Source organism: Streptomyces sp. NPDC057136 (assembly GCF_042670885.1).
Taxonomy (GTDB): Bacteria; Actinomycetota; Actinomycetes; order Streptomycetales; family Streptomycetaceae; genus Streptomyces.
Genome location: NZ_JBHUUV010000002.1, coordinates 124,600 through 148,514, shown reverse-complemented (window position 1 = coordinate 148,514; position 23,915 = coordinate 124,600). Strand labels below are relative to the sequence as shown.

General features: G+C 71.0%; 26 protein-coding genes and 1 pseudogene. 12 read left to right on the top strand and 15 right to left on the bottom strand.

Annotation, left to right across the window (positions count from 1 at the left end):
* Window positions 1–2: 2 nt before the first annotated feature.
* Entirely contained in the window at window positions 3–1,085 is a 1,083-nt protein-coding gene (locus ACFT7S_RS03225; protein ID WP_382726241.1) for an acyltransferase family protein, read from the top strand.
* A gap of 56 nt (window positions 1,086–1,141) precedes the next feature.
* On the opposite strand, the gene ACFT7S_RS03220 is transcribed toward ACFT7S_RS03225, so the two are convergent.
* The 5 genes from ACFT7S_RS03220 to ACFT7S_RS03200 form a co-directional block, all read right to left on the bottom strand.
* Window positions 1,142–1,345 (bottom strand): hypothetical protein, encoded by a 204-nt coding sequence (locus tag ACFT7S_RS03220; protein WP_382726239.1) that lies wholly within the window; start codon window positions 1,343–1,345, stop codon window positions 1,142–1,144.
* A gap of 184 nt (window positions 1,346–1,529) precedes the next feature.
* Window positions 1,530–1,838, bottom strand: coding sequence for an SCO5918 family protein (locus ACFT7S_RS03215; RefSeq protein ID WP_382726236.1), 309 nt, complete (start codon window positions 1,836–1,838; stop codon window positions 1,530–1,532).
* Between the two features lie 53 nt (window positions 1,839–1,891).
* Window positions 1,892–3,457: a DEAD/DEAH box helicase gene (locus ACFT7S_RS03210; protein WP_382726233.1), complete on the bottom strand. Its 1,566-nt coding sequence runs from the start codon at window positions 3,455–3,457 to the stop codon at window positions 1,892–1,894.
* 400 nt (window positions 3,458–3,857) lie between these two features.
* Window positions 3,858–4,061 (bottom strand): cold-shock protein, encoded by a 204-nt coding sequence (locus ACFT7S_RS03205; RefSeq protein ID WP_151476148.1) that lies wholly within the window; start codon window positions 4,059–4,061, stop codon window positions 3,858–3,860.
* Between the two features lie 279 nt (window positions 4,062–4,340).
* Window positions 4,341–4,670: a MerR family transcriptional regulator gene (locus ACFT7S_RS03200; protein ID WP_382726798.1), complete on the bottom strand. Its 330-nt coding sequence runs from the start codon at window positions 4,668–4,670 to the stop codon at window positions 4,341–4,343.
* Window positions 4,671–5,010: 340 nt separating this feature from the next.
* Between ACFT7S_RS03200 and ACFT7S_RS03195 the strand changes: the two genes are divergently transcribed.
* Window positions 5,011–6,087 carry an NAD-dependent epimerase/dehydratase family protein gene (locus ACFT7S_RS03195; RefSeq protein WP_382726230.1) on the top strand — a complete coding sequence of 359 codons (1,077 nt, stop codon included), beginning with the start codon at window positions 5,011–5,013 and terminating at the stop codon, window positions 6,085–6,087.
* Window positions 6,088–6,098: 11 nt separating this feature from the next.
* Here ACFT7S_RS03195 and ACFT7S_RS03190 read toward each other — a convergent pair whose 3' ends face one another.
* On the bottom strand, window positions 6,099–7,211 hold the full coding sequence (locus ACFT7S_RS03190) for a sensor histidine kinase (protein ID WP_382726228.1): 1,113 nt from the start codon (window positions 7,209–7,211) through the stop codon (window positions 6,099–6,101).
* Window positions 7,208–7,978 (bottom strand): response regulator transcription factor, encoded by a 771-nt coding sequence (locus ACFT7S_RS03185; RefSeq protein ID WP_382726225.1) that lies wholly within the window; start codon window positions 7,976–7,978, stop codon window positions 7,208–7,210. The genes ACFT7S_RS03190 and ACFT7S_RS03185 overlap by 4 nt, the downstream gene beginning before the upstream one ends.
* Window positions 7,979–8,102: 124 nt before the next feature.
* Between ACFT7S_RS03185 and ACFT7S_RS03180 the strand changes: the two genes are divergently transcribed.
* The 3 genes from ACFT7S_RS03180 to ACFT7S_RS03170 are packed head-to-tail and all read left to right on the top strand — an operon-like array spanning window position 8,103 to window position 10,341.
* Window positions 8,103–8,846 (top strand): glycosyltransferase family 2 protein, encoded by a 744-nt coding sequence (locus tag ACFT7S_RS03180; RefSeq protein WP_382726222.1) that lies wholly within the window; start codon window positions 8,103–8,105, stop codon window positions 8,844–8,846.
* On the top strand, window positions 8,843–9,529 hold the full coding sequence (locus ACFT7S_RS03175) for a DUF2064 domain-containing protein (protein WP_382726219.1): 687 nt from the start codon (window positions 8,843–8,845) through the stop codon (window positions 9,527–9,529). The genes ACFT7S_RS03180 and ACFT7S_RS03175 overlap by 4 nt, the downstream gene beginning before the upstream one ends.
* Entirely contained in the window at window positions 9,526–10,341 is an 816-nt protein-coding gene (locus tag ACFT7S_RS03170; RefSeq protein WP_382726217.1) for a class I SAM-dependent methyltransferase, read from the top strand. Before ACFT7S_RS03175 ends, ACFT7S_RS03170 begins: the two co-directional genes overlap by 4 nt.
* Before the next feature lie 364 nt (window positions 10,342–10,705).
* Here ACFT7S_RS03170 and ACFT7S_RS03165 read toward each other — a convergent pair whose 3' ends face one another.
* On the bottom strand, window positions 10,706–11,995 hold the full coding sequence (locus ACFT7S_RS03165) for a molybdopterin-dependent oxidoreductase (RefSeq protein WP_382726214.1): 1,290 nt from the start codon (window positions 11,993–11,995) through the stop codon (window positions 10,706–10,708).
* Between the two features lie 114 nt (window positions 11,996–12,109).
* Here ACFT7S_RS03165 and ACFT7S_RS03160 point away from each other — a divergent pair, with 114 nt between their 5' ends.
* Window positions 12,110–13,522 (top strand): hypothetical protein, encoded by a 1,413-nt coding sequence (locus ACFT7S_RS03160; protein ID WP_382726212.1) that lies wholly within the window; start codon window positions 12,110–12,112, stop codon window positions 13,520–13,522.
* 17 nt (window positions 13,523–13,539) lie between these two features.
* Here ACFT7S_RS03160 and ACFT7S_RS03155 read toward each other — a convergent pair whose 3' ends face one another.
* The 3 genes from ACFT7S_RS03155 to ACFT7S_RS03145 all read right to left on the bottom strand — a co-directional run bounded on the left by ACFT7S_RS03155 (window position 13,540) and on the right by ACFT7S_RS03145 (window position 17,298).
* Window positions 13,540–13,938 (bottom strand): hypothetical protein, encoded by a 399-nt coding sequence (locus tag ACFT7S_RS03155; RefSeq protein WP_382726209.1) that lies wholly within the window; start codon window positions 13,936–13,938, stop codon window positions 13,540–13,542.
* Window positions 13,939–13,977: 39 nt separating this feature from the next.
* On the bottom strand, window positions 13,978–15,669 hold the full coding sequence (locus ACFT7S_RS03150) for a SpoIIE family protein phosphatase (protein ID WP_382726207.1): 1,692 nt from the start codon (window positions 15,667–15,669) through the stop codon (window positions 13,978–13,980).
* Between the two features lie 186 nt (window positions 15,670–15,855).
* Entirely contained in the window at window positions 15,856–17,298 is a 1,443-nt protein-coding gene (locus ACFT7S_RS03145) for an MFS transporter (protein WP_382726205.1), read from the bottom strand.
* A 70-nt stretch (window positions 17,299–17,368) separates the two neighbouring features.
* On the opposite strand from ACFT7S_RS03145, the gene ACFT7S_RS03140 reads away from it, so the two are divergent.
* Complete coding sequence (locus ACFT7S_RS03140) at window positions 17,369–18,004, top strand: TetR/AcrR family transcriptional regulator (RefSeq protein WP_382726202.1); 636 nt, start codon at window positions 17,369–17,371, stop codon at window positions 18,002–18,004.
* A gap of 28 nt (window positions 18,005–18,032) precedes the next feature.
* Here ACFT7S_RS03140 and ACFT7S_RS03135 read toward each other — a convergent pair whose 3' ends face one another.
* The gene (locus ACFT7S_RS03135) at window positions 18,033–18,401 is read right to left on the bottom strand and encodes a hypothetical protein (protein WP_382726199.1); all 369 of its coding nucleotides are present in this window, start codon (window positions 18,399–18,401) and stop codon (window positions 18,033–18,035) included.
* Window positions 18,402–18,530: 129 nt separating this feature from the next.
* On the bottom strand, window positions 18,531–19,235 hold the full coding sequence (locus ACFT7S_RS03130) for a DUF4386 domain-containing protein (RefSeq protein WP_382726196.1): 705 nt from the start codon (window positions 19,233–19,235) through the stop codon (window positions 18,531–18,533).
* A 119-nt stretch (window positions 19,236–19,354) separates the two neighbouring features.
* Between ACFT7S_RS03130 and ACFT7S_RS03125 the strand changes: the two genes are divergently transcribed.
* Window positions 19,355–20,038 carry a TetR/AcrR family transcriptional regulator C-terminal domain-containing protein gene (locus ACFT7S_RS03125; RefSeq protein WP_382726194.1) on the top strand — a complete coding sequence of 228 codons (684 nt, stop codon included), beginning with the start codon at window positions 19,355–19,357 and terminating at the stop codon, window positions 20,036–20,038.
* A 293-nt stretch (window positions 20,039–20,331) separates the two neighbouring features.
* Here ACFT7S_RS03125 and ACFT7S_RS03120 read toward each other — a convergent pair.
* Window positions 20,332–20,583 (bottom strand): annotated as a pseudogene (locus ACFT7S_RS03120) (Scr1 family TA system antitoxin-like transcriptional regulator); the annotation flags it as partial.
* 206 nt (window positions 20,584–20,789) lie between these two features.
* Here ACFT7S_RS03120 and ACFT7S_RS03115 point away from each other — a divergent pair.
* The 3 genes from ACFT7S_RS03115 to ACFT7S_RS03105 all read left to right on the top strand — a co-directional run bounded on the left by ACFT7S_RS03115 (window position 20,790) and on the right by ACFT7S_RS03105 (window position 22,540).
* Entirely contained in the window at window positions 20,790–21,338 is a 549-nt protein-coding gene (locus ACFT7S_RS03115; protein ID WP_382726192.1) for a hypothetical protein, read from the top strand.
* A 126-nt stretch (window positions 21,339–21,464) separates the two neighbouring features.
* Window positions 21,465–21,686: a hypothetical protein gene (locus ACFT7S_RS03110; RefSeq protein ID WP_382726189.1), complete on the top strand. Its 222-nt coding sequence runs from the start codon at window positions 21,465–21,467 to the stop codon at window positions 21,684–21,686.
* A gap of 20 nt (window positions 21,687–21,706) precedes the next feature.
* Window positions 21,707–22,540 carry a hypothetical protein gene (locus tag ACFT7S_RS03105; RefSeq protein WP_382726188.1) on the top strand — a complete coding sequence of 278 codons (834 nt, stop codon included), beginning with the start codon at window positions 21,707–21,709 and terminating at the stop codon, window positions 22,538–22,540.
* Between the two features lie 24 nt (window positions 22,541–22,564).
* On the opposite strand, the gene ACFT7S_RS03100 is transcribed toward ACFT7S_RS03105, so the two are convergent.
* Window positions 22,565–23,290, bottom strand: a complete 726-nt coding sequence (locus ACFT7S_RS03100) for a dienelactone hydrolase family protein (RefSeq protein ID WP_382726186.1) — start codon at window positions 23,288–23,290, stop codon at window positions 22,565–22,567.
* 56 nt (window positions 23,291–23,346) lie between these two features.
* Here ACFT7S_RS03100 and ACFT7S_RS03095 point away from each other — a divergent pair, with 56 nt between their 5' ends.
* On the top strand, window positions 23,347–23,832 hold the full coding sequence (locus ACFT7S_RS03095; RefSeq protein WP_382726184.1) for a peroxiredoxin: 486 nt from the start codon (window positions 23,347–23,349) through the stop codon (window positions 23,830–23,832).
* Window positions 23,833–23,915 lie beyond the last annotated feature (83 nt).

Here is a 23,915-nt window from a genome sequence, read left to right as displayed (position 1 = left end):
GCGTGACCTCCTTGACCTCGCAGACACCGAGCCCGGCTCCCGCGGACGCCGGGGCGGCAGCGGCCGGTGCCCGCCCGACCGGGCGCGACCCGTTCTTCGACAACGCGAAATACCTGGCGATCGTCCTGGTGGCGATCGGCCATGCCTGGGAGCCGCTGCCCGACAGCGGGCGGGTGGTCGAGGCGCTCTACACCTTCGTCTACACCTTCCACATGCCGGTCTTCATCGTGATCGCCGGCTACTTCTCCCGCAGCTTCGACCTGCGGCCGGAGCGGGTGTGGAAGCTGGTCACCCAGCTTCTGGTGCCGTACGTCGTCTTCGAGGTCGCGTACACCGTCTTCGAGCGTCTGGTGGAGCACCCCTCCCAGCCGCTGACGATCGTCGACCCGTACTGGCTGCTCTGGTTCATGCCCGCCCTGTTCATCTGGCGGCTCACGACACCGATCTGGCAGGTGATCCGCCAGCCGGTGGCCGTGTCCGTGGTCATCGCCGCCCTGGCGTCGATGAGTGACGGCATCGGCGGCGATCTGCAGCTCCAGCGCGTCCTGCAGTTCCTGCCGTTCTACGTACTCGGCCTGCGTCTGAAGCCGCACCACTTCGACCTGGTGCGCCGCCCCGCGGCACGGATCATCGCCCTGCCGGTCTTCGCGGTCGCCCTGCTCGTCGCGTACTGGGCGGTGCCGCGCATCTCGACCTCGTGGTTCTTCCGGAAGAGCAGCGCCGAGGAGCTGTCCTCGCCGGTCTGGGCGGGCGCCGTGATGACCCTCCTGCTGTTCGCCGCCGCCGTGGTGCTCAGCGCGTGCTTCCTCGCCTGGGTGCCGAACCGGAAGCTGTGGATGAGCGCGCTCGGAGCGGGCACGATCTACGGCTATCTGCTGCACGGCTTCGTCATCAGGACCGCGACGTACGAGAACTTCTACGACCACGCGTTCCTGGAGACTCCGCTCGGCCGGATCGCGGTGACGGTGGCGGCCGCGGTGATGGTGACGCTGCTGTGCACCTCACCGGTGCGGCGGGTGTTCCGCTTCGTGGTGGAGCCCCGGGTGAAGTGGGCCCTGAAGCCCAAACCGAAGCCGGCGCCCTGACACCCGAGGCGTCCTGACGCCCAGGACCTCCGGACGCCTCAGGACCTCCGGACGCCTCAGCCGGTGACGGAGGTCCTGCCGAGCACCGTGGCGTGCTCCAGGACGTCCTCCAGCGGGTCGTCGATCTGACCGGTCGCGATGAGCGCCACCTGCGGACCGTTGTGTGCGTTGGTGTGCGTCTCGTCGGCGTACGCGATCCCGGCGGGCAGCACGGAGGCCAGTACCGTCGCTCCGAGTACGGTCAGCTTGCGCATGCTCATGTCGGTTCCTTGCCCATGGGGTCCAGTCGGCCGGACCATCCTCTCCCTCCACCCGAGCGCGACACGCCGGTCACAACCCGTATGCCGGATCAGCTGTTACGGAAAACGCACCGCACCCCTGGGCCCGTCCGGCGGGCACAGGGGTGCGGGTGGTTCTACGAGCTACAAGCTACGGGCTACCGGTTCAGACCGGGTCCGGCGTACCGAGCAGCGCCGACGCGTTCTCCATCGGGGTGAGGGGCACCGCGGGAGCGGGCACCTCGGCCGAACGGCAGGTGAAGCCGAGGCGCGTCAGCGCCCGGGTGACTTCGGCGGAGGAGAAGTCACGGCGGTCCTGCCGGGTGATCACTTCACCGACCTGCTTGACGGGGTAGACCCGGCGGCTGATGACCACCGCGTCACCGGTGACGGGTTCGGGCTTGATGCCCTTCATCGAATCCTCGACTTCGTTCTTGAACAGATCGAAGGGGAAGCGGGCGATGACACAGCGCATAGTGCCTCAACAAGGTGGAGGGGAAAGCCGGACGGGGACTTACCGGTTCGGGTTCACGCAGCCCGGTTGCCGCGGCGCTGCGTTGCCGCAGCACGCGCTTCCGGCGCGGGTGCGCCCGGACGGCGACCCTGTGCGGGGCGGCTACGCCGGCCGCGGCCGGCGAAACCACCACTCTTGGACCGCTCGGACGGCGGCGAGCTGATGGTGACCGGGACGCCCGACGGGGCCTGCGCACCGGTGATCCGGCTCAGCTCGGCCTCGCCGGAACGGACCTGGGCGACCTGCGGGGTGATCCCGGCGTCCGCCATCAAGCGGGTCATCTCGCGGCGCTGGTTGGGCAGCACCAGCGTGACGACACTGCCGGACTCACCGGCGCGGGCGGTACGGCCGCCGCGGTGCAGGTAGTCCTTGTGGTCGCTCGGCGGGTCGACGTTCACGACGAGGTCGAGGTTGTCGACGTGGATACCGCGGGCGGCGACGTTGGTGGCGACGAGCACCGTGACATGGCCGGTCTTGAACCGGTCCAGGGTGCGGGTGCGCTGCGGCTGCGACTTGCCGCCGTGCAGGGCCGCGGCCCGTACACCGCTGCTCAGCAGGTGGTCGGTGAGCTTGTCCACGGCGTGCTTGGTGTCCAGGAACATGATCACCCGGCCGTCGCGGGCCGCGATCTCGGTGGTCGTGGCGTACTTGTCGGCGCCCTGGACGTAGAGCACGTGGTGCTCCATCGTCGTCACCGCACCGGCCGCGGGGTCGACCGAGTGGACGACCGGGTCGTTGAGGTAGCGACGGACGAGCAGGTCGACGTTGCGGTCGAGGGTGGCCGAGAACAGCATCCGCTGGCCGTCGGGGCTCACCTGGTCGAGCAGCTCGGTGACCTGGGGCATGAAGCCCATGTCGGCCATCTGGTCGGCCTCGTCGAGGACGGTGATGGTGACACGGTCGAGGCGGCAGTCGCCGCGCTCGATGAGGTCCTTCAGCCGGCCCGGGGTGGCGACGACGACTTCGGCACCGCCGCGCAGGGCGCTGGCCTGGCGGCCGATCGACATGCCACCGACGACGGTGGCGATGCGCAGCTTCAGCGACCGGGCGTACGGGGTGAGCGCGTCGGTGACCTGCTGGGCCAGTTCCCGGGTGGGGACGAGGACCAGGGCCAGCGGACGGCGGGCGTCGGCGCGGCGGCCCTCGGTACGGGCCAGCAGGGCCAGACCGAAGGCGAGCGTCTTGCCGGAGCCGGTGCGGCCACGGCCCAGGACGTCGCGCCCGGCGAGCGAGTTCGGCAGGGTGGCTGCCTGGATCGGGAACGGCACCGACATGCCCTCGGCGACGAGCGCCGCCATCAGCGGTGCGGGCATCTCCAGGTCACCGAAGGCTTCCACTGCGGGCAGCGCGGGGGTGATGGTCACGGGAAGGGCGAACTCGCCCTTGAGCGCCGCGGGCCGACGGCCGCCGTAGCCACCGGAACGGCCGGAGCCGCCGCCGGAACGGCCCTGGGAGGGTCCGCCCTGTCGGCTCGACGGAGCCGAGCGGAACCCGTTGGCGGTGCGACTGCTGCCGGCGGAACCGCCTGCGCGGGTCCGGGAAAATCGGTCGTTCGTACGAGATGTGCGATCGCGGTTCATGCAGAACCTTCCTCGATATGGCGCGTATCGAGGGATTCTTTATCGGGCAGCAGCAGCCTGAGCGGCGCCAAGAATCGCAAGAACGTGCCGATGAAATACGAAATTGAAGCCCGGCCGCTGGGAACAAGCCGTATCCGGCGCTTCAGAATGACTGCTTCGACATGACCGACATACATCCGGAATAAATCACCGGGGAGTCGCTCATGGTGTCGGTCATGGATCGGTCAAGATGTGGGACGTGCGGTGGTACGTGGTGCGTGTCCTGCCGGGGGATCGTCGACGGTCCGGTTGCCGGATGTCCGGGCTGACCTGCGTCACGCCCACGCTCCCCGAAAACAACAACGAGCTGGGACCCGCACCCCAAGGTGCGGGCCCCAGCTGCGCCATACGCCTGAGGTGATCAGGCGGGGGTGATGTTCTCCGCCTGCGGGCCCTTCTGGCCCTGCGTGACGTCGAAGTTCACCTTCTGGCCTTCCTGCAGCTCGCGGAAGCCGGAAGAGGCGATGTTCGAGTAGTGAGCGAAGACGTCAGCGCCGCCACCCTCCTGCTCGATGAAGCCGAAACCCTTTTCCGCGTTGAACCACTTCACGGTGCCAGTAGCCATGTCATATCTCCTTCGGGGCAGTGCCCGTGAGCTCACACTGTGCGAGCCCTACGTCGCCGCAAATGATTGCCCCTTCCGGAAAAGACCCGGAAATACAAAAGCGCGCCCACCGATGTAGAACCGGCGAGAGCACTTGAAGTTTTGGGAACCACAACTGCAACTGAGATCAACAGTAGCACGATTCGCCGGGATCGGGGCTGTACGCCATATCACTCCGGCCGCAGGCATAAATCTGCAGTTGCCCATTGAGTAATATTCTGTGCTGGCCAATACAGATATTCAGCGGCCGGTCGCGGGACGCCGCAGCTCCTCGTTGAGACGCAGGGCTTCTTCGAGCTGATCCTCGAGGATGACGATGCGGCACGCGGCCTCGATGGGCGTACCGCCGTCGACCAGCTCGCGGACGCGAGCGGCGATGCGCAGTTGATAGCGGGAGTAGCGGCGATGGCCGCCCTCGGACCGCAGAGGCGTGATCAGACGGGCCTCGCCGACCGCACGCAGGAATCCCGGCGTCGCACCGATCATCTCGGCGGCTCGCCCCATGGTGTAAGCGGGGTAATCGTCGTCATCGAGCCGACCGATGGCGGGCGAAGGGGGTTCCGCCGGCATCTGCACCTCTTCTGTCACGCGTCCAGGCGTACCGCTGTTTGACGCGCCTGCGCAAGAAACCCTATGCGTGCGGGAACTTCATGTCTATCGCGCCCATCACAGATTTCCGCGCGGGCGGGGGCGCGGAGCGGACGGGACGAACACCCGACTGACCGGTTGGTCAGTTGGAAACGCACCTGACCTGGGGCCATAATGCTGGCGTAGCCCTTCACGCATCCCCCGTCGTGAAGGGCTACACCTCTGTCCGGACGCGGCTTTTACGGTGCGGGGGTCTTACGGTCCTGTGACGTGGGTGCGCCGAGCCGGGTCATGCGCTCCGCCCGGCCCTAGCGTGGCGTCCATGCGTGTACTGGTCACCGGCGGAGCCGGGTTCATCGGGTCGGAGATCGTCCGCGCCCTCGTCTCGTCCGGTCACGAGGCGGTCGCGTTCGACGCCTTGCTGCCGTCGGCGCACATGGGGGGTTCCCCTGCGCCGGTCCCGGCCGGCGTCCGGTCGGTCGTCGCCGACGTTCGGGACCGGGAGGCGGTCGCCGGGGCGCTGGCCGGGGTCGACGCCGTGTGCCATCAGGCGGCGATGGTCGGGCTGGGCAAGGATTTCGCGGACGCGCCCGCGTATGTAGGGTGCAACGACCTCGGTACCGCGGTGCTGCTCGCCGAGATGGCGGCGGCGGGGGTACGGGGGCTGGTGCTCGCCGGATCGATGGTGGTCTACGGCGAGGGGCGCTACGACTGCCCCCGGCACGGGGCGGTGCGGCCCGGCCCCAGGGCGGAGGCCGATCTGGCGGCCGGGCGCTTCGAGCCACTCTGCCCTTCCTGCGGCGCGGACCTCGTGCCCGGGCTCGTCCCGGAGGACGCTCCTGCCGATCCGCGGAACGTGTACGCGACGACCAAGCTCGCCCAGGAGCACCTTGCGGCGGCGTGGGCGCGGGCGACGGGTGGGCGGGCGGTGTCGCTGCGCTACCACAACGTGTACGGGCCGGGGATGCCGCGCGACACCCCGTACGCCGGGGTCGCCTCCTTCTTCCGCTCGGCCCTGGCACGGGGCGAGGCGCCTCGGGTCTTCGAGGACGGCATGCAGCGGCGGGACTTCGTCCACGTACGGGATGTGGCGGCGGCCGATGTGGTGGCGCTGGGGGCGCTGACGGGGCGGGCGCCGGGGTCGTTCACCGCGTACAACACGGGGAGCGGGGAGCCGCACACGATCGGCGAGATGGCCACCGCGCTTGCGTCGGCCCACGGTGGGCCGGCCCCAGTGGTCACCGGGGAGTACCGCCTCGGGGACGTACGCCACGTCACGGCGGACACGACCCGCCTGCGCGCCGAGCTGGGCTGGCGGCCGGGGGTCGGCTTCGAGGCGGGCATGAAGGAATTCGCGGCGGCGGGGCTGCGGGGCATTTCAAGCCCGTCCGGCGTTTGAGGACGGAACCCTCAGCCCGGAGACACCGGCAGCGTTACCTCGAAGCGGCAGCCGCCGGCCACGTTTCTCACCGCAGCCCGCCCCGCATGCGCCTCCACAATGCCGCGCACGATCGCGAGGCCCAGGCCCGCGCCCGCCGGTGGTGTGCGGGCGTGCGTGCCGCGCCAGCCCGTGTCGAAGACCCGGGGCAGGTCCTCCTCCGGAATCCCCCCGCATCCGTCGGTCACCGAGAGCACCACCCCGCCCTCGCACCGCTGCGCCGCCACCGCCACGGTGCCATCGGCCGGCGTACGGCGGATCGCGTTGATCAGGAGGTTGCCCAGGACCCGGCTCATCTCCTTGCTGTCGACCTCCACCGGCACCGCGTCGATCCGGTCACCCACCAGCCGTACGCCGTGCTCGCGCGCCAGCGGATGCGCACCCGCGAGCGCGTCCCCGACCAGGTCGTACACGGATATACGGGCGGGGGTGAGGGTCAGCGATCCGGCATGGATACGGGAGAGTTCGAAGAGGTCGCCGACCATGTCGTTCATGCGCTCCACCTCCGTACGGATCTGCCGCAGATAGCGCCCCGAGTCCGGCGCCATGCCGTCCTCCAGCGCCTCCGACATAGCGCGCAGCCCGGCCAGCGGCGTCCGCAGATCGTGCGAGATCCACGCCACGAGTTCGCGCCGCGAGGTCTCCAGGGCGCGTTCCCGCTCCCGGGAACTGTCGAGCTTGGCACTGGTGGCGGCCAACTCCCGGGTGAGCGCGGCAAGTTCGGCGGTCACCTCACCCTCGGGCGCCGCGAACGTACCGCCGTCCCCGAAGGAGCGTGCCGCGAGCGTCAGATCCCGGCTCCGCGCCGCGACCCAGCGGCCCAGCAGCATCGCCGTCGCGAGGGAGACCACGGCGGCCATGGCCACGACGGTCGTGACGACCGTCAGGTCGTGCGGCGACAGGAACATCGCCCAGGCCACCGCCAGCGTCCCCGCGAGCATCGCCGTCACGGCGACCGCGGCGACGACCGTCAGCGATACGACGAGGGAACGGTGCCGGAAGATCCGCAGGACGAGGGCGCCCAGCAGCCCCGCAGCGGCGGCGCCCATGAAGGCGAAGAGCGCGATGAGCAGGATGTCGTTCACTGCGTCCCACTCCCGGCGGCGTCAAGCGTGCTGTCGCCCTGGAGGTCCAGGCGGTAGCCCACACCCCAGACCGTGCGGATCAGGCAGGGGCGGCCCGGGTCCGCCTCGACCTTGCCGCGCAGGCGCCGTACATGGACCGTCACCGTCGACAGGTCGCCGAAGTCCCAGCCCCAGACCTCACGCATCAGCTCCTCGCGGGTGAACACCTGGCCGGGGTGGCGCAGGAAGAACGCGAGCAGGTCGAACTCGCGGAGGGTCAGGGCGAGCACGGTGCCGTCGCGGGTCGCACTGCGGGCCGCCGGGTCGAGGACGAGCCCGGCGCCACCGAACGGCGCCATGGGCCCACCGGCGGCCGACCCGTTGGTGGCCCTGGCGCGGCGCAGTACGGAGTCGACGCGCAGGACGAGTTCGCGCGGGCTGAACGGCTTGGTGACGTAGTCGTCCGCCCCGGTCTCCAGACCGAGGATGCGGTCGTCCTCGTCGCCCCGCGCCGTGAGCATGATGACCGGCACCGGCCCCTTTGCGCGCATCCGGCGGCAGACCTCGAAGCCGTCCATGCCGGGCAGCATCAGATCGAGGACGACCAGATCGGTTCGCCGCGCGGCGAACCGTTCCAGGGCGGAAGGCCCGTCGTCGGCCCGCTCGACTCCGTAACCCGCCCGGTACAGATAGCCAGCGACGACTTCGGCGACGGTCGGATCGTCGTCCACGACGAGCACCCACCCGGCCGGGGCATCGGAACGGGCAGTCGGTGGGGTGTTCTGCATGGCCCCCACCTTGGCACCCGGTGGTTCGGCGCGGGTCGTCACGGGCTCGCCGGTTGGCCGACGTCCACGTTTCGTAAGATCCTGGCACCCGAAATGCCGGATTCCGCTCCGTAGGGTGAACGGCGTGACCGACTCCTCACCGCCCGACTCCACGGCCCCACGCGCCGAAGCCGCCGCGCCCGCCGACGTCGTCCTGCCCTGTCTCGACGAGGCGGCTGCCCTGCCCGGCGTGCTGGAACGCATCCCGCCGGGCTGGCGCGCGATCGTCGTCGACAACGGTTCCACGGACGGCTCCGCCGAGCTGGCGCGCTCGCTCGGCGCGACGGTCGTCCGCGAGCCGCAGCGCGGCTTCGGCGCCGCCTGCCACGCCGGACTGCTCGCGGCCACGGCGGAGTTCGTCTGTTTCTGCGACTGCGACGGCTCCCTCGATCCGGCCCTGCTCCCCTCCTTCGTACGGAGGATCGCCGACGGGGAGACCGATCTGTTGCTGGGGCGCCGCCGCCCCGAGGGCCGAGGCGCCTGGCCGTTGCACGCACGGGCGGGGAATGTGGCGCTGGCCCGGATGCTGCGCCGCCGCACGGGTCTGCGCCTGCACGATCTGGGCCCGATGCGGGCCGGCCGCCGCGACGACCTGCTCGCGCTCGGACTCACGGACCGCCGCAGCGGCTACCCGCTCCAGATGGTGGTCCGGGCCGCCGACGCCGGACTGCGCGTCGCGGAGACGGACGTCCCGTACCTCGCCCGTGCCGGAAAGTCGAAGGTCACCGGCACCTGGCGGGGCACCTGGCACGCGGTGCGCGATATGCGGGCGGTGCTGCGGCAGCCACCGGGACGGTCGACAGCCGTACGCACGGAGGCGTCCCGATGAGCCACGCCACGCACCCCACCGGTTCCACTGAACCCACCGGCCCCACCGGCCCCACCACACTCCTGGTCATCGCGAAAGAACCCGTGCCCGGACGGGTCAAGACCCGGCTCTGTCCGCCCTTCAGCCCCGCCGAAGCCGCCCAGCTCGCCGAGGCAGCCCTCGCCGACACCCTGCGCACCGTCCTCACCCTCCCCGCCCGGCGGCGCATCGTCGTCCTCGACGGGCAGCCGGGACCGTGGCTGCCGCCCGGCATCGACGTCGTGCCCCAGAGCGCGGGCGGCCTCGACGAACGGCTCGCCGCCGCGTTCGCCGCCTGCACCGGCCCCGCCCTCCTCATCGGCATGGACACCCCGCAGGCCGGCGCCGCGCACCTGGCCGATGCCCTCGCCCCGGACGGCTGGGACCACTGCGACGCCTGGTTCGGACCGGCCGAGGACGGCGGTTTCTGGGCGCTGGGCCTCGCCGCCCCCGACCCCGGTCTCGTGCGCGGCGTACCGATGTCCGTCCCGGAGACCGGCGCGGTCCAGCGCCGCCGCCTCGTGGACGCCGGGCTCACCGTGCGCGATCTGCCGCCGCTGCGCGACGTGGACATGGCGGAGGACGCCGCGTACGTCGCCGCCGCCGCGCCGGACGGCGCGTTCGCCGGGGCCTTCGCCCGCCTGGCCCGGACGGCGGTCCGGTGAGCGCCCCGACCGATACGGCGCACCCGGCCCCGGCCCCGACCCCCTGGACCACCGACCCGTACGCGAACGCGCTGCGCAACGGCCACGGTCCGCTCTTCCTGCGGCGTACGGACGGCTGGCTGCTGCCCCTGGACGTGGAGCGCTGGTGCGCGGGCGCCGACACCGCCGACCTGTCGGCGCTGCGCCGCTGCGAGGGCCCGGTCCTGGACGTCGGCTGCGGACCCGGCCGCCTCGTCGCGGAACTGGCCGCGCACGGACACCGCGCGCTGGGGATCGACGTGAGCGAGGCAGCCGTCGCCCGCACCCTGTGCCTCGGCGGCTCGGCGCTGCACCGCAGCGTCTTCGATCCGCTGCCGGGCGAGGGCCGTTGGGGCACGGTTCTGCTCATCGACGGCAACATCGGTATCGGCGGCGACCCGCACGCCCTGCTCCGCCGCGCCGCCGAACTCCTCGCCCCCGGCGGGCTGCTCGTCGCCGAGACCACGGCTCAGGACGTCGACGAGCGGGTCCGGGTCCGGCTGGACGACGGACGCGGTGGGGCAGCAGCGGACGGTACGCGGCCGGGCGCCCCAGCGGACACGCTCTTCTCGTGGGCCCGGCTCTCCACACCCGCCCTGCTCCGTTACGCGCGGCCGCCCGACTGGCGGCCCGTCGATCAGTGGGAGACGGACGGCCGCCCCTTCGTGGCCCTGCGCCTCAGCCACAGAGCGCGGACCACGAACCAGAGCGCCGATGCCGCGAACAGCGCGCCCGTGATCAGCAGCCAGTTCCCGAGGAACACATCGGGGGACAGCCCACTCGCGGACTCGTAACGCTCCGTCTGCCGGGTGATCAGCGGAAACCACGTCAGCAGGAGAAGACCGGAGAGGAAGGCCGGTACGCGTACGAAGTTGATCCGCCCGGACCACGGTCCCAGGGCCCGGCGTACGGCCCGGTCCACCAGGGAGTACGCCGGCACCAGCACCAGGTCGTGTACGAGGGCGGCGCCGACGAACCACAGCACGATGCCGAACGTGTCGCCGTCCAGCAGCCTCACGCCCGCGTAGCCCGCGAGGCAGAACGTGGTGGCCAGCAGCAGGAGATGCAGCGGCCCTTCCCCGTACCAACGCTCCAGAATCCCGTGCCAACGCTCCAGAACACCCTTTTGGGGCCCCGGCCGTACTGCACGCGTACTCATCACAGCTCTCCGAACGTCAGCCGGCCCACCCATTTGGTGTTCATCACGCCGGGCGCCGCCGGCACGATGATCCGTGCCGGATATCCGTGATCGGGCGACAGATCCTCGCCGTTGACCCGCAGCGCAAGCAGCGAGCGCGGGTCGCGTACCTGGTTGTCGCGGAGTGCGGCCTTACGGAACGGGCCGCGCCGCTGCACGGACTCCACCAGGACGCCCGGCGGCCGGTCCTCCGGATATCCCGCGAGCGCCGCCAGGTCCCGCAGCCGTACCCCCCGCCACCACTGGTCCGACGTCGACCAGCCCTCCACGCAGGCGATCGGGAGCGCCGCGCTGTACTGGTCCATCGCCAGCAACTCGGCCCGGGACAGCCGGATCACACCGGCCGGTCCGCTGACGGTGAGCGACCAGCCCTCCCCCGTATCGACCGGGGTGACACCCACGTAGGCGGCGGTCTTGTTGATCTGGAAGCCGTTGGGTCCCGCGCCGGGCTCCGCGCCGCCCCTCGGGGTGAGGAGCGCGGTGGCGCGGAGCGGTCCGTCGAAGCTCCGTCCCGCCGAGGTGGCGAGCATCAGCAGCGAACCGGTGCCCACCACCGCGAGAGCCCCGCGCCGGGAGATGGTCGCCGGAGCGGGGGCGGGTGACGCCAGTTCGTCCTGGTCCGCTCGTAGTGCGCCGCCGCGCATCGCCCGTACGGCCTTCGGGAGTTTCAGCGCGGTGTGGGCGAGGAACGCGGCGAAGAACACCCATCCCCCGTAGAAGTGCAGCGGATAGAAGGACCCCGGAAACAGGTACTCCAGCTGGATGTTGAGCAGTCCGGTGATGAACTCGAACAGGGCGCCGCCCACGAGCAGCAGCAGCGAGATCCGCTCCAGCGCATGTGCCACGGACCGGACGGGCGGCAGCGTGAAGAGCTTCGGGATCACCGACCAGAGCTTCGCCAGCAGGACGGGTACGAGCGCGATGCCGACCGTGACGTGCAGCCCCTGGTTCAGGCGGTACAACCAGACGGGGCCGGTCGGCCAGGCGAAGAGACAGAAGCCCAGCCACCCCTTGCCCGGCGTCTTGTCGTTGACCGCCGCGAGGTCCGGGTTGTACGCCGCGTACGACAGCAGCCCGGTCACGAACAGCAGCGTGAGCCCGACGAGCAGGACCACGCCGAGCACGGCCGTGAAGCGGACACCGCGCACCGGGCTGCGCCAGAACGCGGGGTCGGCGGGGGTGGGCAGGGGGCTGGGCAAAGCACTGGGCAGGGCACTGGGCAGCGTACGAATCCGACGTCTTGCGTCCATGCGCCGACGCTATGTCCGGGACGGGGGGACGAGGCGGCTGCGACTCCTGACGAAAGTCTGACGTCACTCCCGTGGCACCTCCGGAAGCCACCCCCACCTGCATAGCGTGCGGGTGTGAAGACCGGGAACCCGCTGAATTCCGAGGACCGTGCCGGGCGCCGCCACGACCTGATCGCCGCCGGGGCAGGTGTCCTGCTCGTCACGGTGGCCGTGCTCGTCGGACGCGCGATCCAGCACGCCGACGGAAGCCTCCGGGTGCACTGGCCGCCGCTGCTGGCCTCGTGGGACCCGCACGTGGGCGCCGGCACCCCGGCCGCCGTCGTGGTCGCCGCCGCCGTCATCGCGTACGGACCGGTCCTCGCCGCACGGCTGCCGTGGCGGGGCCTGCTCCTCACCGCGTGGGCGGCCTCCCTGGCCTGGACGCTGTCGCTCGCGCTCATCGACGGCTGGGACCGGGGCATCGCCCGCCGCCTCACCACGAAGCACGAATACCTGCACGTCATCGACCGTTTCGACGACATCGGGGCGGCTCTGCGCAGCTTCAACGACCACATCGTGATCGGACCCCCGGGCAACTGGCCCGCCCATGTCGCCGGGCACCCGCCGGGCGCCACGCTGACCTTCGTCGGCCTCGACCGCATCGGGCTCGGCGGCGGCGCCTGGGCCGCCGTCTGGTGCCTCGTGCTCGCCGCGTCCGCCTCGGTCGCCGTCCTGATCACGCTCCGCGCCCTGGGCGAGGAACGCCTCGCGCGCCGGGCCGCCCCGTTCCTCGTCCTCGCCCCCGTCGCGGTGTGGGCGGGCGTCTCGGCCGACGGCTACTTCGCGGCCGTCGCCGCCTGGTCGGTGGCTTTTTTGGCGCTGGCCGCGACACGGCGAACAGGCCGCTGGGCCCTGGCACTCGGCTCCGGGCTGCTGTTCGGCCTGACCTGCTACCTGTCGTACGGACTGACGCTGATCGCGGTGCTCCTGCTCGCCGCCCTCGTACTCGCCCGGACGGCACGCCCGCTCGGCCCGTTCCTGCTGCTCTGCCCGTTCCTGCTGGGGGCGCTGGTCGTGCCGCTCGCCTTCACCCTGGCGGGATTCAACTGGTGGGACGCCTACCACCTGCTCGTCGAGCGCTACTACCAAGGTGCGGGCGGTGTACGGCCGTACGGCTACTGGGTCTGGGCGAACCTCGCCTGCACCACCCTGGCCGCCGGCCTCGCCACCGTCGCCGGCCTGCGCCGCGCCATGGCCGCCGCCCCCGACGCCGTACGCACCCTGCGCCCCGGCCACGGCCCCGTCCCCGGCACCTCGGAGGCGGCCGGGCAGCGACTCGCTCTCCTTGCCCTGGCGGCGCTCCTGGCCCTGCTCGTCGCGGACCTCTCCGGTATGAGCAAGGCGGAGACGGAACGCATCTGGCAGCCCTTCATCCTCTGGCTGCTGCCCACCGCCGCGCTGCTCCCCGACACGACCCGGCGCGGCTGGCTGACCGCACAGGCGGTGGTGGCCCTACTGATCAACCACCTGCTGTGGACAGGCTGGTGATACTCCCTTGAGCCGCTTCACACCCGCACCCGCACCTGCCCACGCAGCCGCTCAAGCACCCGCCCGCGCAGCAGCTCGTACTCCTCGCGGAGCCTCACGATCTCCGCCGGGCGGGGGACCACCGTGCCGCCCGTGACGATCTCCTCCGGTCCGAACTGCTCGCGGGTGAGGTCGATCTCGATACCCATGCCCAGTCGGTTCCACCAGTGGAAGTCCGTCTGGACGCCGCCGACCCGGACCTCACCACGGATCAGCTCGCCGCCGAGCAGGTCGTTGACCACCATGGCGGTGACCCCGCACTGGTCCCGCGCCGGGTTGTCCGGATTCCAGTGCGGCCGGTGAACGGGGGTGGTCGTGTCGGCGTCCCAGCTGCTTCTGATGGCGGCTTCGAGATCGGCGAGGAGGAGTGGTTCCATGCCCTGATCCTCCCACCGCCCACTGACAGTCCCCGCCCCTCAGCGCGAGGTCCGCGAAGCCATGACGGCGATGTCGTCCTCCGCGTCCTGCCCGAACCGGTCCAGCACCTCGTCCAGCAGGTCTTCCAGCTTCCCGCTCACCGGCAGGGCGAGCCCCGAGAGCCGTCCCACCGACACATCGATGTCCTCGCCCCTGCGCTCCACCAGACCGTCGGTGTACATGAACAGCACCGTCCCCGGACCGCACGGCAGCTTCGTCGACCGGTAGCCGCCGAACCCCGTCCCGATCGGCGGTCCCACCGGTACCGTCGCCACCCGCCCGGTCGACCCCGGATCGATGAACACCGGCGGCAGATGACCCGCGCTGGACACTTCGCAGACCCCGGCGGACCGGTCGACCACCGCGATCAGACAGGTCGCGGCCCGGTCCATGCCGGAGCGCTCGACCATCTGATCGAGGTGCTCCAGAATCTCGTGCGGCGGCAGATCGTCGTAGGCGAGGAGCCGGAGCAGCGAGCGGTAGTGGCTCATGGCGACGGACGCCTCCACCCCGTGCCCCATCACATCGCCCATCGCCTTGAGATGGCGCCCGTCGCGCAGCGGAATGACGTCGAACCAGTCGCCTCCCACCAACGCCCCCTGTTCCGCGGGCAGATAGCGGCTGGCGACCTCCACATGCGGGTGCGGCCCGCGCGGCTCGGAGAGCAGGGAACGCTGGAGCTCCCGGGCGATGGAGTGCTCGTGGGCGTACCGGCGGGCGTGCTCCAGATCGATGGCGGCGCGGACCGCCAGCTCGCGCGCGACGACCAAGTCCTCGTCCGTGAAAGGGGGCGAGCCACCGGTCCGTACGAGGCTCAGCGCACCCTGCGGAAGCCCGCGCACCGTGAGCGGTACGACGAGCGCCGAGTGGATGCCGATGGCGCGGCAGACCGCGGCCCGTTCGGGAGTGGGAACCCATACGCCGAGCAGCTCCTCGCTCCGGAAGTCCACGCTCACCGGGGCGTTCGACACCAGGCAGCGCGGTACGGCCGCGTCCTCCTGGTAGTCGATGTACTCACCCGGCCGGCTGAACTGGTCCAGCGTGTCACGGAGCTTCGGCACCGCCGCCAGCGCGGCGCGCCGCAGCCGCAGCACGCCCGGCGGCGCGTGCCGCACCTCGTGCCCCACATCCGGCGGGAAGACCTCCACGGCGGCGACGTCCGCCAGCGCCGGTACGACGAACTCGGCGAGTTCCTGGCAGGTGGTGTCCATGTCGAGCGTCGTACCAAGACTCACCGCCGCCGTGTCCAGCAGCGCCAGACGACGCCTGGCCCGGTTCAGCTCCTCGTGCCGGATCTCGGACTCGCTGATGTCCAGGACGATGGCGACGAGCCCGATGACGTTCCCGTACTCGTCCTCCAGCCGGTGGTACGCCCCGTGCCAGTGCCGCTGCTCCAGATCGGACACCGCCCACGTCTGACCCGTGTAGGTGAGGTCGCGGGCCTGCCCGTCGGCCAGCACCTTGCGCAGGACGTCCTCGCGCGCCTCGATCTCGGGCAGCATCTCGAAGACGGACCGGCCCAGGTGGGCGGCGGCCGAGACGCCGTTGATCCGTTCGAGTGCCGGGTTGACGTAGAGGTAGCGCAGTTCGGTGTCGAGCACCGCCACGCCCGCCATCGCACCACCGAACAGCGCGGCCGGCCCCGCGAGGTCGAAGGGCGTCGGCTGGGCTGCGTGCTCTTCGGACGGCAAGGGAGCCTCCTGGGGCGGGCACGGGGCAGGCACAGGGCGGGCACGCGGTGGCCGGGCGGCAGACGGGGTGCATGCACCGCCTGCAGCCCGGCTCTTCATCGTGGTCCGCCGCGCCCCGCCCCGCATCTCCGCGCCTTCCGAACGGACCAGGGCGCCGTCGTCCCCGCGCATCCGTGCCGCCGCCGCTCAGTGCGCGTGCGGTCCCGACAGCTGCGGCTTCCCCTGCGGTACGAGCGCGAGCGCCACTACCGCGCTCACCCCCGCAGCCACCGCACACACCGTGAACGCGTCACCGAACGCCCCGATGGCCGCACTCCCGCCCGCGATCCCCGCCGCCGCGACCGTGGACACGACCGCAACCCCGACGGAACCGCCCACCTCGTGGAAGGTGTTCACGACACCCGAAGCGAGCCCCGCCTCCCGGTGATCCACCATGGCCAGCGCCGTCGTCGTCGCCGTCACGAACACCGCCCCCAGCCCGAACGAGGCCACGACGAGCCCGGGAAGCAGATCCCCATACACACTGCTGTCCGCCGAAAGCCACGTCAGGGGTAGGCACCCGACGGCGGCGATCACCATCGCGCCCACGGCGGTCGTACGGCTGCCGATCCGCCCGACGAGCCGCGACCCGAGATGCGCGCCGATACCGACGGCGAGCGCGACGGGCAGGAAGACGAGACCGGTCTTCATCGGCCCGAAGCCGCGCCCGTGCTGGAGATAGACGGAACCGAGGAAGAAGAACGCGATCAGCAGCCCTGTGGCGATCAGCATCAGGAACGCCCCCGCGAGCACCGGCCGCCGCGTGAACATCCGCAGGTCCATGAGCGCCGCCTTCGCGACCCGTTCGACGCCCGCGAACACCGCGTACAGCACGGCCGCCCCCGCGAGCGGCAGCAGCGTCGCCGCCGCACCCCAGCCGGAGTCCCCCGCCTCGACCAGCCCGTAGATCAGCGACCCGGTCCCGGCGGTGACCAGCAGCGCCCCGGGCACGTCGAGCCGGGCGGGCTGCGGTGCGCGGGCCGGAACCAGGAGAGGTACGGCCACCAGGAGCGCCAGGCCGACGGGGACGTTGACGTAGAACACCCACTGCCAGCCCGGACCGGCGGTCAGCGCACCGCCGAGCAGCACCCCGATCGCCGAACCGGTGCCGCCGATCATGGCCCACACGCCGAGCGCCTTGTTGCGCTCCTCGCCGTGGAACGTGGTGGTGACCAGGGACAGCGCGGCGGGCGACAGCAGCGCTGCTCCCACCCCCTGCGCGATCCGTCCGCCGATCAGCAGCGCGGCGCTGTCGGCGAGCCCGGTGGCCAGCGAGGCGGCGGTGAAGACGGCCAGCCCGGCAAGCAGGACACGGCGGGCCCCGAGCGCGTCGGCGAGCCGCCCGCCCAGCAGCATCAGCCCGCCGAAACAGAGGGTGTACGCGGTGACGACCCAGGTCAGCGTGGTGCGGCCGAGGTTCAGATCGGTCGCCATGTCGGGCAGCGCGACGTTCACCACGGTCACGTCGAGCACCAGCATGAACTGGCCGACACAGATCAGCGCCAGGACCGCCCAGCGCCGTGGATCGACGACGGGGTCGGAGTGGGCATGGGCATGCGGATGGACCTGATGGACCTCGGAATGGCTCATGAACTCAACTGTACGGTTCAGTTCAGTTGAACTCAACTGTTCAGTTCAGGTCGCTGTTAGCCTGTCCTCCATGAACGCGAAGCAGCCCCCCGCCGGACCCCGCGCCGAGGCCAAGCGCCTGGCCATCGTCGGAGCCGCCCGCACGGCGTTCCTCCGCGAGGGTTTCGGCGTGGGCATGGACGTCATCGCCGCCGAGGCGGGCGTATCGAAGGTGACGGTCTACAACCACTTCGGCAGCAAGGAAGCCCTGTTCACGGCCGTCATCACGGGCGCGCTGGACGAACCGCTCGGCGGCGCGCCCACGGCAGCGCTCGCCGGCCTGGCCGACGCCGCCGACCTCCGTACGGCCTTCATCGACGCGGCCCGCGCCTGGGTGGCGGCGGTACGGGGCAACACGGACGTCGCGGCCCTGCGCAACCTGGTCGCCGCCGAGCAGCACCGCTTCCCCGAGCTAGGGACTGCCTGGCAGGGCCACGGCCCCGAAGGCCACCACCCGGCCGTCGCCGACGCCCTGCGCACGCTCACCGACCGGGGCCGGCTGGACATCCCTCACCTGGAAACGGCGATCGTGCAGCTCTACGCGCTGCTCGTCTTCCCGCACCTGGTCTTCAGCTCGTACGGGACCGCCATCGACGACGCCGCCACGGATCGTCTGATCACGAGCGGCGTCGACATGTTCTTGAGCTACTACGCCCCGAAGGGATAGCCCCTGGGGCGGGTTGTGAAAGTGCTGGTCACAGCCATTCGTTGATGGCTGCGATCAGCACGGTCGCTTCGTAGCGGACGGCGAGTCTGTCGTACCTGGTGGCGACGGCCCGGTGTCGTTTGAGTCGGTTGATCCCGCACTCGACAGCGTGCCGCTGCTTGTAGTCGTCTCTGTCGAACTTCGGCGGCCGTCCGCCGCGCGAGCCGCGCCCCAGCCGGTTGCGGACACGGTCCGCGGGGACCGGAATCGTGGCCTTGATCCCGCCTGGCGGCGCTTCCGGCGGATCTGAAACCGAACGAGAGGTAATGAGAGGACCCGCCGTGCCGACGGCCCGCGGCGGATCGATTCGCCGCTCGCGGCCCTCCTGGGGTCGGCCCCGCAGTGGCCTCTTGACCATCTTCGGAAGGGACGCATACCCGCATGAAGCTCCGCAACGCCGTCGCCGCCACACCCCACCCGCACGGTCCGGGCCGGGCAGCGCCGGCGCGTCGCCCCGGACGGCACCGCCGTCAAGCTCGGGTCGGCCTCACCGACGGACACCTGCCGGATCAGCCACTTCTCCGTCTGCCCGGGACGCGGCGCCTGAGCCGGTCCCGAACCCCCTGACGATCAGCCACCCGGCCAGCCCCAGCTCCCAGGCGAACACCGGGAGCGCGGCGGCCGACCCCGCCACGGAGAGTTGCGCGTAGGCCCCGAACATCACGGCGACGGCCGAGGCGCAGATCAGCGGCCCGCCGACCAGCCCGAGCACGGCGATGAAGCGCGGCACGAGCCGTGCGCGGTACGTCAGGTACGCAAGCAGGACGGTGTTCAGACCGAGGGCGATGTTGGGCCCGAGCAGGAACGTCCAGTCGTGCACGGCCGCCAGCGCGACGTCGGCGCCGGCCGCCGCCCCCGCGTCCCGCCGCAAGGTGACGAGCGCCAGGACGGCGACGATCCCGAGGGCGATGACGGCCGCCTCCAGCAGCCGCCCGAAGGCGTACCCGAGCGCGAGCCCCTCGCCGTGGCGCCGCAGGACGGGGAACAGCGCCGCCCCGGTACCGGCCACCGCCACCACCAGCACCACCTCGCAGAGCACCCCGATCAGCGCCCGCGTGTCGGCGCCCTGCGCGAGCCGGCCGTCCGCCGCGCCCAGCAGGGGGCGGTACAGAACCGCCCCGGCTATCGCGGCGGCCTCGGTCAGCAGGAACAGCGACCCGGCGGCCACCGCGGTTCTCCGGTCCGGACTCATCTTCTAGGTACCCCTCGCTCGGTGGTGGTGTACGCCGTACACCTGGCAGCAACCATAGGCGTACGGCGTACACTCGTCAAGGAGAGGGCACTGTCGAAGAGGGAAGGGGCCGAACCGGAATGACCCGGCAGGAAGCCACGCACACGCAACGGATCCCCCTGAACAGGGACCGCGTCCTGCGCGCCGCCGTCGCGCTCGCCGACGCCACCGGCATCGACGCGCTCAGCATGCGCAGGCTCGCGCAGGAGCTGGACGTCGTACCGATGGCCCTCTACAAGCACGTGGCCAACAAGGAGGAGCTGCTCGACGGCATGGCCGACGCCGTCGTCGTCGAGATCGACCCGCCGGCCGCGGGCCCCGACTGGCAGCGCGTGGTCCGCGGGCGGATCCTCTCGGCCCGGCGGGTCCTGCTGCGCCACCCCTGGGCGGCCCGGGTCATCGAGTCGCGGACCGGCCCCACCCCGGCCGTGCTGGCGTACCTGGACACGATGGCCGGGAGCTTCAGGGACGGCGGCCTCTCCGCCGACCTCACGCACCACGTCATGCACGCGATGGGCAGCCGCCTGCTCGGCTTCAGCCAGGAACTGTTCGACACCTCGGGCCCCTCCGGCCCGCCGGACCCCGGGCTGGCGGCGCGCTACCCGCACATCGCGGAACTGGCCGCGACGGCCGCACACGACAGGGGCTCCACGGTCGGTGGCGGCTGCGACGACCAGTACGAGTTCGAATTCGCCCTCGACCTCCTCCTGGACGGCTTCGAAAGCCTCCGCCGCCAGGGCTGGACGTCCGCGCGGAAGGCGTAGCGGGTGCGGGGGGCGGGGGCTGATCTAGCGTCGAAGAGGGGGAGGGAAACCCAGCCGGGCCGGGGCCAGTGGTTGCGCGCGGGCCCGCGTGCGCTCGGCGCCGTTCCCACGCGGATCCGGCAACACTCAGCTCCCGGGCCGCGCGACGATCCCGGAGAGCAGGTACGTCCCATGCGCACGTCCATTCGCAACTGTCCTCACCGGCCTGACCCTCGCGCTCGGTGGCGTGGCCTTCACGGCCCCCGCCACCCACGCGGACGTCACGGCCTGCATCAACCAGGTCGAGCGGGAGCTGCAATCACGACCCACATCAATGGTGCACCGTCACCATCAAGGATGCGCTGGCGTTCCAGACGTGCGGCGACCTTCGCATCGAGTTTGCGCTGGTCCAGCACACCCAGCACTGCGCGGGCATAGTCCTCGGTCTGAAGCAGGCCATGAACCAACTGCGCCTGGTACGTGGAGATGAAGGCCGCACGCGCCTCCATCTCTGCATACGCCTGGAACCAGGTAGGCAACCGGCTACGCAGCACCAGTCCCACGAGGACGGGCGGGGCCTGTTCCTCGTCGCGGCCGTCGCCACCCGGTGGGGTGTCAGGCCGCGTGCGGGTGGAAAGACCGTCTGGTTCGAGTGCCGGGCGGGCGTACGCCCAGATGGCGCCACGCAGCACGCCCGGAGCGCAGACCCGCTCTCTAATAGGGAGTCGCGGCCCCGACACACGGCCGACCGACCGGACAAAGGAGTCCCGGGATGCCAAGGATCGCCAAAGCGGCTGCCGTCATGGCCGTGATCGGATTGCTCACCGCGGCCGGCAGCGGCTGTTCCGACAGCGACAATGGCGGGTCGTCCCCGACGAAATCCGCGACGAAGTCCGCGACGAAATCCCCGACTGCGAGCGCCACCGCCGCCGGAGGCCAGACCGTGGCCACCGCCGACAACCCGCTGGGGACGATCCTGGTCGGCGAGGACGACAAGACCGTCTACCTCTTCGAGTCCGACACTTCCATCAAGTCCACCTGCTCCGGTGACTGCGCGAAAGCCTGGCCGCCCGTGCTCACGGACGGCAAGCCCGTCGCGGGCGAGGGCGCGAAGGCCGACCTGCTGGGCACCGCCGCGCGCGGTGACGGCGGCACCCAAGTCACGTACAACGGCCATCCCTTGTACTACTTCCAGGACGACGTACAAGCCGGTGACACGAACGGCCAGGACTCCGACGCGTTCGGCGCCAAGTGGTACGTACTCGACGCGTCCGGTGACAAGGTCACCAAGAAGGCGGAGCCGACCGGCGGCGGATACTGACCTCGTCGACACCCATTTCATCGCGCACTGCGCGGAGTACCGTGGAGACATCGAGGGCTCGATGTCGGGCGCGCGGCCGGAGGCGATGGTCTGTGATCAACAGAAGAATGCCTGACGCGAGGGCGCATGCGTACGGGTGACGAGTCCTCGCAGAGTCCGGTCGGCGCGATCGGCAGAGTGACCGTGCAGATCCCGCCCGACGGACCGGGCGAGGTTCTCGTCGCGATGCGTGGCGGTTCGGAGTCGTACGCGGCGTACTGCACCACGTCCATCGGCTGGGGTGTGCGCGTCGTCGTCATCGACTCCCTCTCGGCACGCTCAGTGCTTGTCGAGCCCCTGCCTTCCTGAATCACTGCAGGAGAGTTCCCATGCTGTTCTGGCACGTTCCCGCGCCCAACGAGGCGATGCTCATATCCGGTACGAAACGGCAGGCGCAGGAGACACAGTTCCGGATCGTCACCGGGCACGGCAGTTTCGTCCTGCCGGTGAAGCAGAAGGCCCGCATGCTGTCGCTGGCCCTGCGCGAAGCGGAGATCTCCGAGGACTGTGTCACCCAGCAGGGCAAGGCCGACCAGGAGGCGACCGAACGCGAGCAGCAGGCAGCGGCACTCAAGGCCGAGTACGAACGTGACACCGCGATCAAGAGGGCCGGTTTCCTCGCCGAGACGGAACAGTCCAACGCCCGGGCCGCGCAGGCGGGCCCGCTCGCCCAGGCCAGGGCGTCCCACGAGGTCATCGAGGAGCAGACCGCACTCGCCGAGCGCCAGGCCATGCTGGCCGCGCAGCGATTGGAGGCGGAGGTCAGGCGACCGGCGGACGCCGAGGCGTACCGTCAGCGCACGCTGGCCGAAGCCGCCCGTGACCAGGTCAAGTTCGAGGCGGACGGCAACGCCTACGCCGCACGGACGCTCGCTCAGGCGCAGGCCGACGCCAACGCCGCCCGTGCCGCCTCGCTGCGGGACGGAAACCAAGAACTCATCGCGGCCAACCTCGTCGTGGAGAACCTGCCCGCTCTGGCCGACGCGGCCGCCCGGGGCATGTCCGGGGCAAGCCTCACCGTCCTGAACGGCACCGACGGGGTCAACGAGATCGCGGCGGGTCTGGTGGGCCAGGGTCTGGCCATCCTCAACTCGCTCCAGAACACGAAGAACCCGGCCGTGAACGGAAAGTCGGACCTCCGTCTTCCCGGTATGACTTCGTAGAACACAGACCAGAGGCCCGGCAGTTCACGGACGGGCCCCGCTCCGAGCCACCCCGTACGGGCGCGGCAACTCGTCGATGCCCAGCGTTCCGTGCGGGGTCTCGGCGTGCAGGGGCAGCTGGAGCGCCGCGGAGACCGCTTCCGGGAGGGCCTCGATGCCCAGCAGGCCGGTGACCAGGGCGGTCGTCAGCTCGTGCCAGAGGTCGGCGCGGCGCAGCATCGCGTGGTCGCTGTCCTCGACCGTGATCAGGCAGGTCCGGCCACCGGCGCGGCGGGCCCGGTCGGCCAGGGCCTGGCTGGCGCGGGGACTCGTGACGCGGTCGTGGGTGCTGTGGAGCAGGACGACATCGCGGTCCGCGAGCTGGGCGACCGGGTCCTCGGGCGGGCACCACGGGGCGAGGCCGATCACTGCGCGTACCAGGGGGTGCCCGGCGGCGCGGAGGGATGCGCGGGCGCCCATGGAGTGGCCCACGAGGACGACGGGGATCTCACCGGCCTCACGCTGGATAGCGTCGAGGGCGCGTACGGCGTCGTGGAAGGGGTCCTCGCGGGGGCCGTTCCAGCCGCGGCAGGTGTAGCGGACGCTGCGGACCAGGACGTCGGCCGGGCGCGTGGCCTTCGTGACGGCCTGCCGGAACGGGCGCATCCGGACCGCCGGCAGATTCAGCGGACCGAACGGCGGAGGCCCCGTCCCTGCCTCGCGGCCACCGTGCAGGAGGAGTACCGCAGCCGAGGGGGGTTGGTTTGCCATACGTTCACCGTACGGGGGCACGTACGTGTCCACGTACGGCAATCAAGGGAGCCATCATGGCATCAGGACCTCAACTCGGTCAGCCGGTCCAGGACTTCACCCTGCCCGGCGGAATTCTCACCGACGACGCTTTCGAGCGGCGTGATTTCTCGCTCTCGGAGACGCGCGGACGGTCCGTCGTCCTCGCTTTCTATCCGGGAGACAACACTCCGGTCTGCACGAAGCAGCTCTGCTCCTACTCTTCCGGGTTCGAGACCTTCGAGGGGCTGGATGCCGAGGTCTGGGGAATCAGTCCACAGGGCGTGGACAGCCATGAGGCGTTCGCCCGCACGCACGGACTGCGGATGCCGCTGCTCGCCGACGAGGGGCGCGAGATCGCCAAGGCGTACGGGGTTTCCGCGCCCGGCATCGGTGTGCGGCGGGCGATCTTCCTGGTCGGTCCTGACGGGGTTCTGCGGTGGAAGCACGTGGCGCTGTTCGGGGCCACATTCCAGTCGCTGGACACCCTCGCCGACCGCCTGTCCGGCATCAAAGTCGCGTAAAGACTGCCGGGACCCGGCAGTACCACGATCCCCCGGCGTATGGGATCATCCAGCCAGTTCGACGGAAATGTCGGGGGACATCG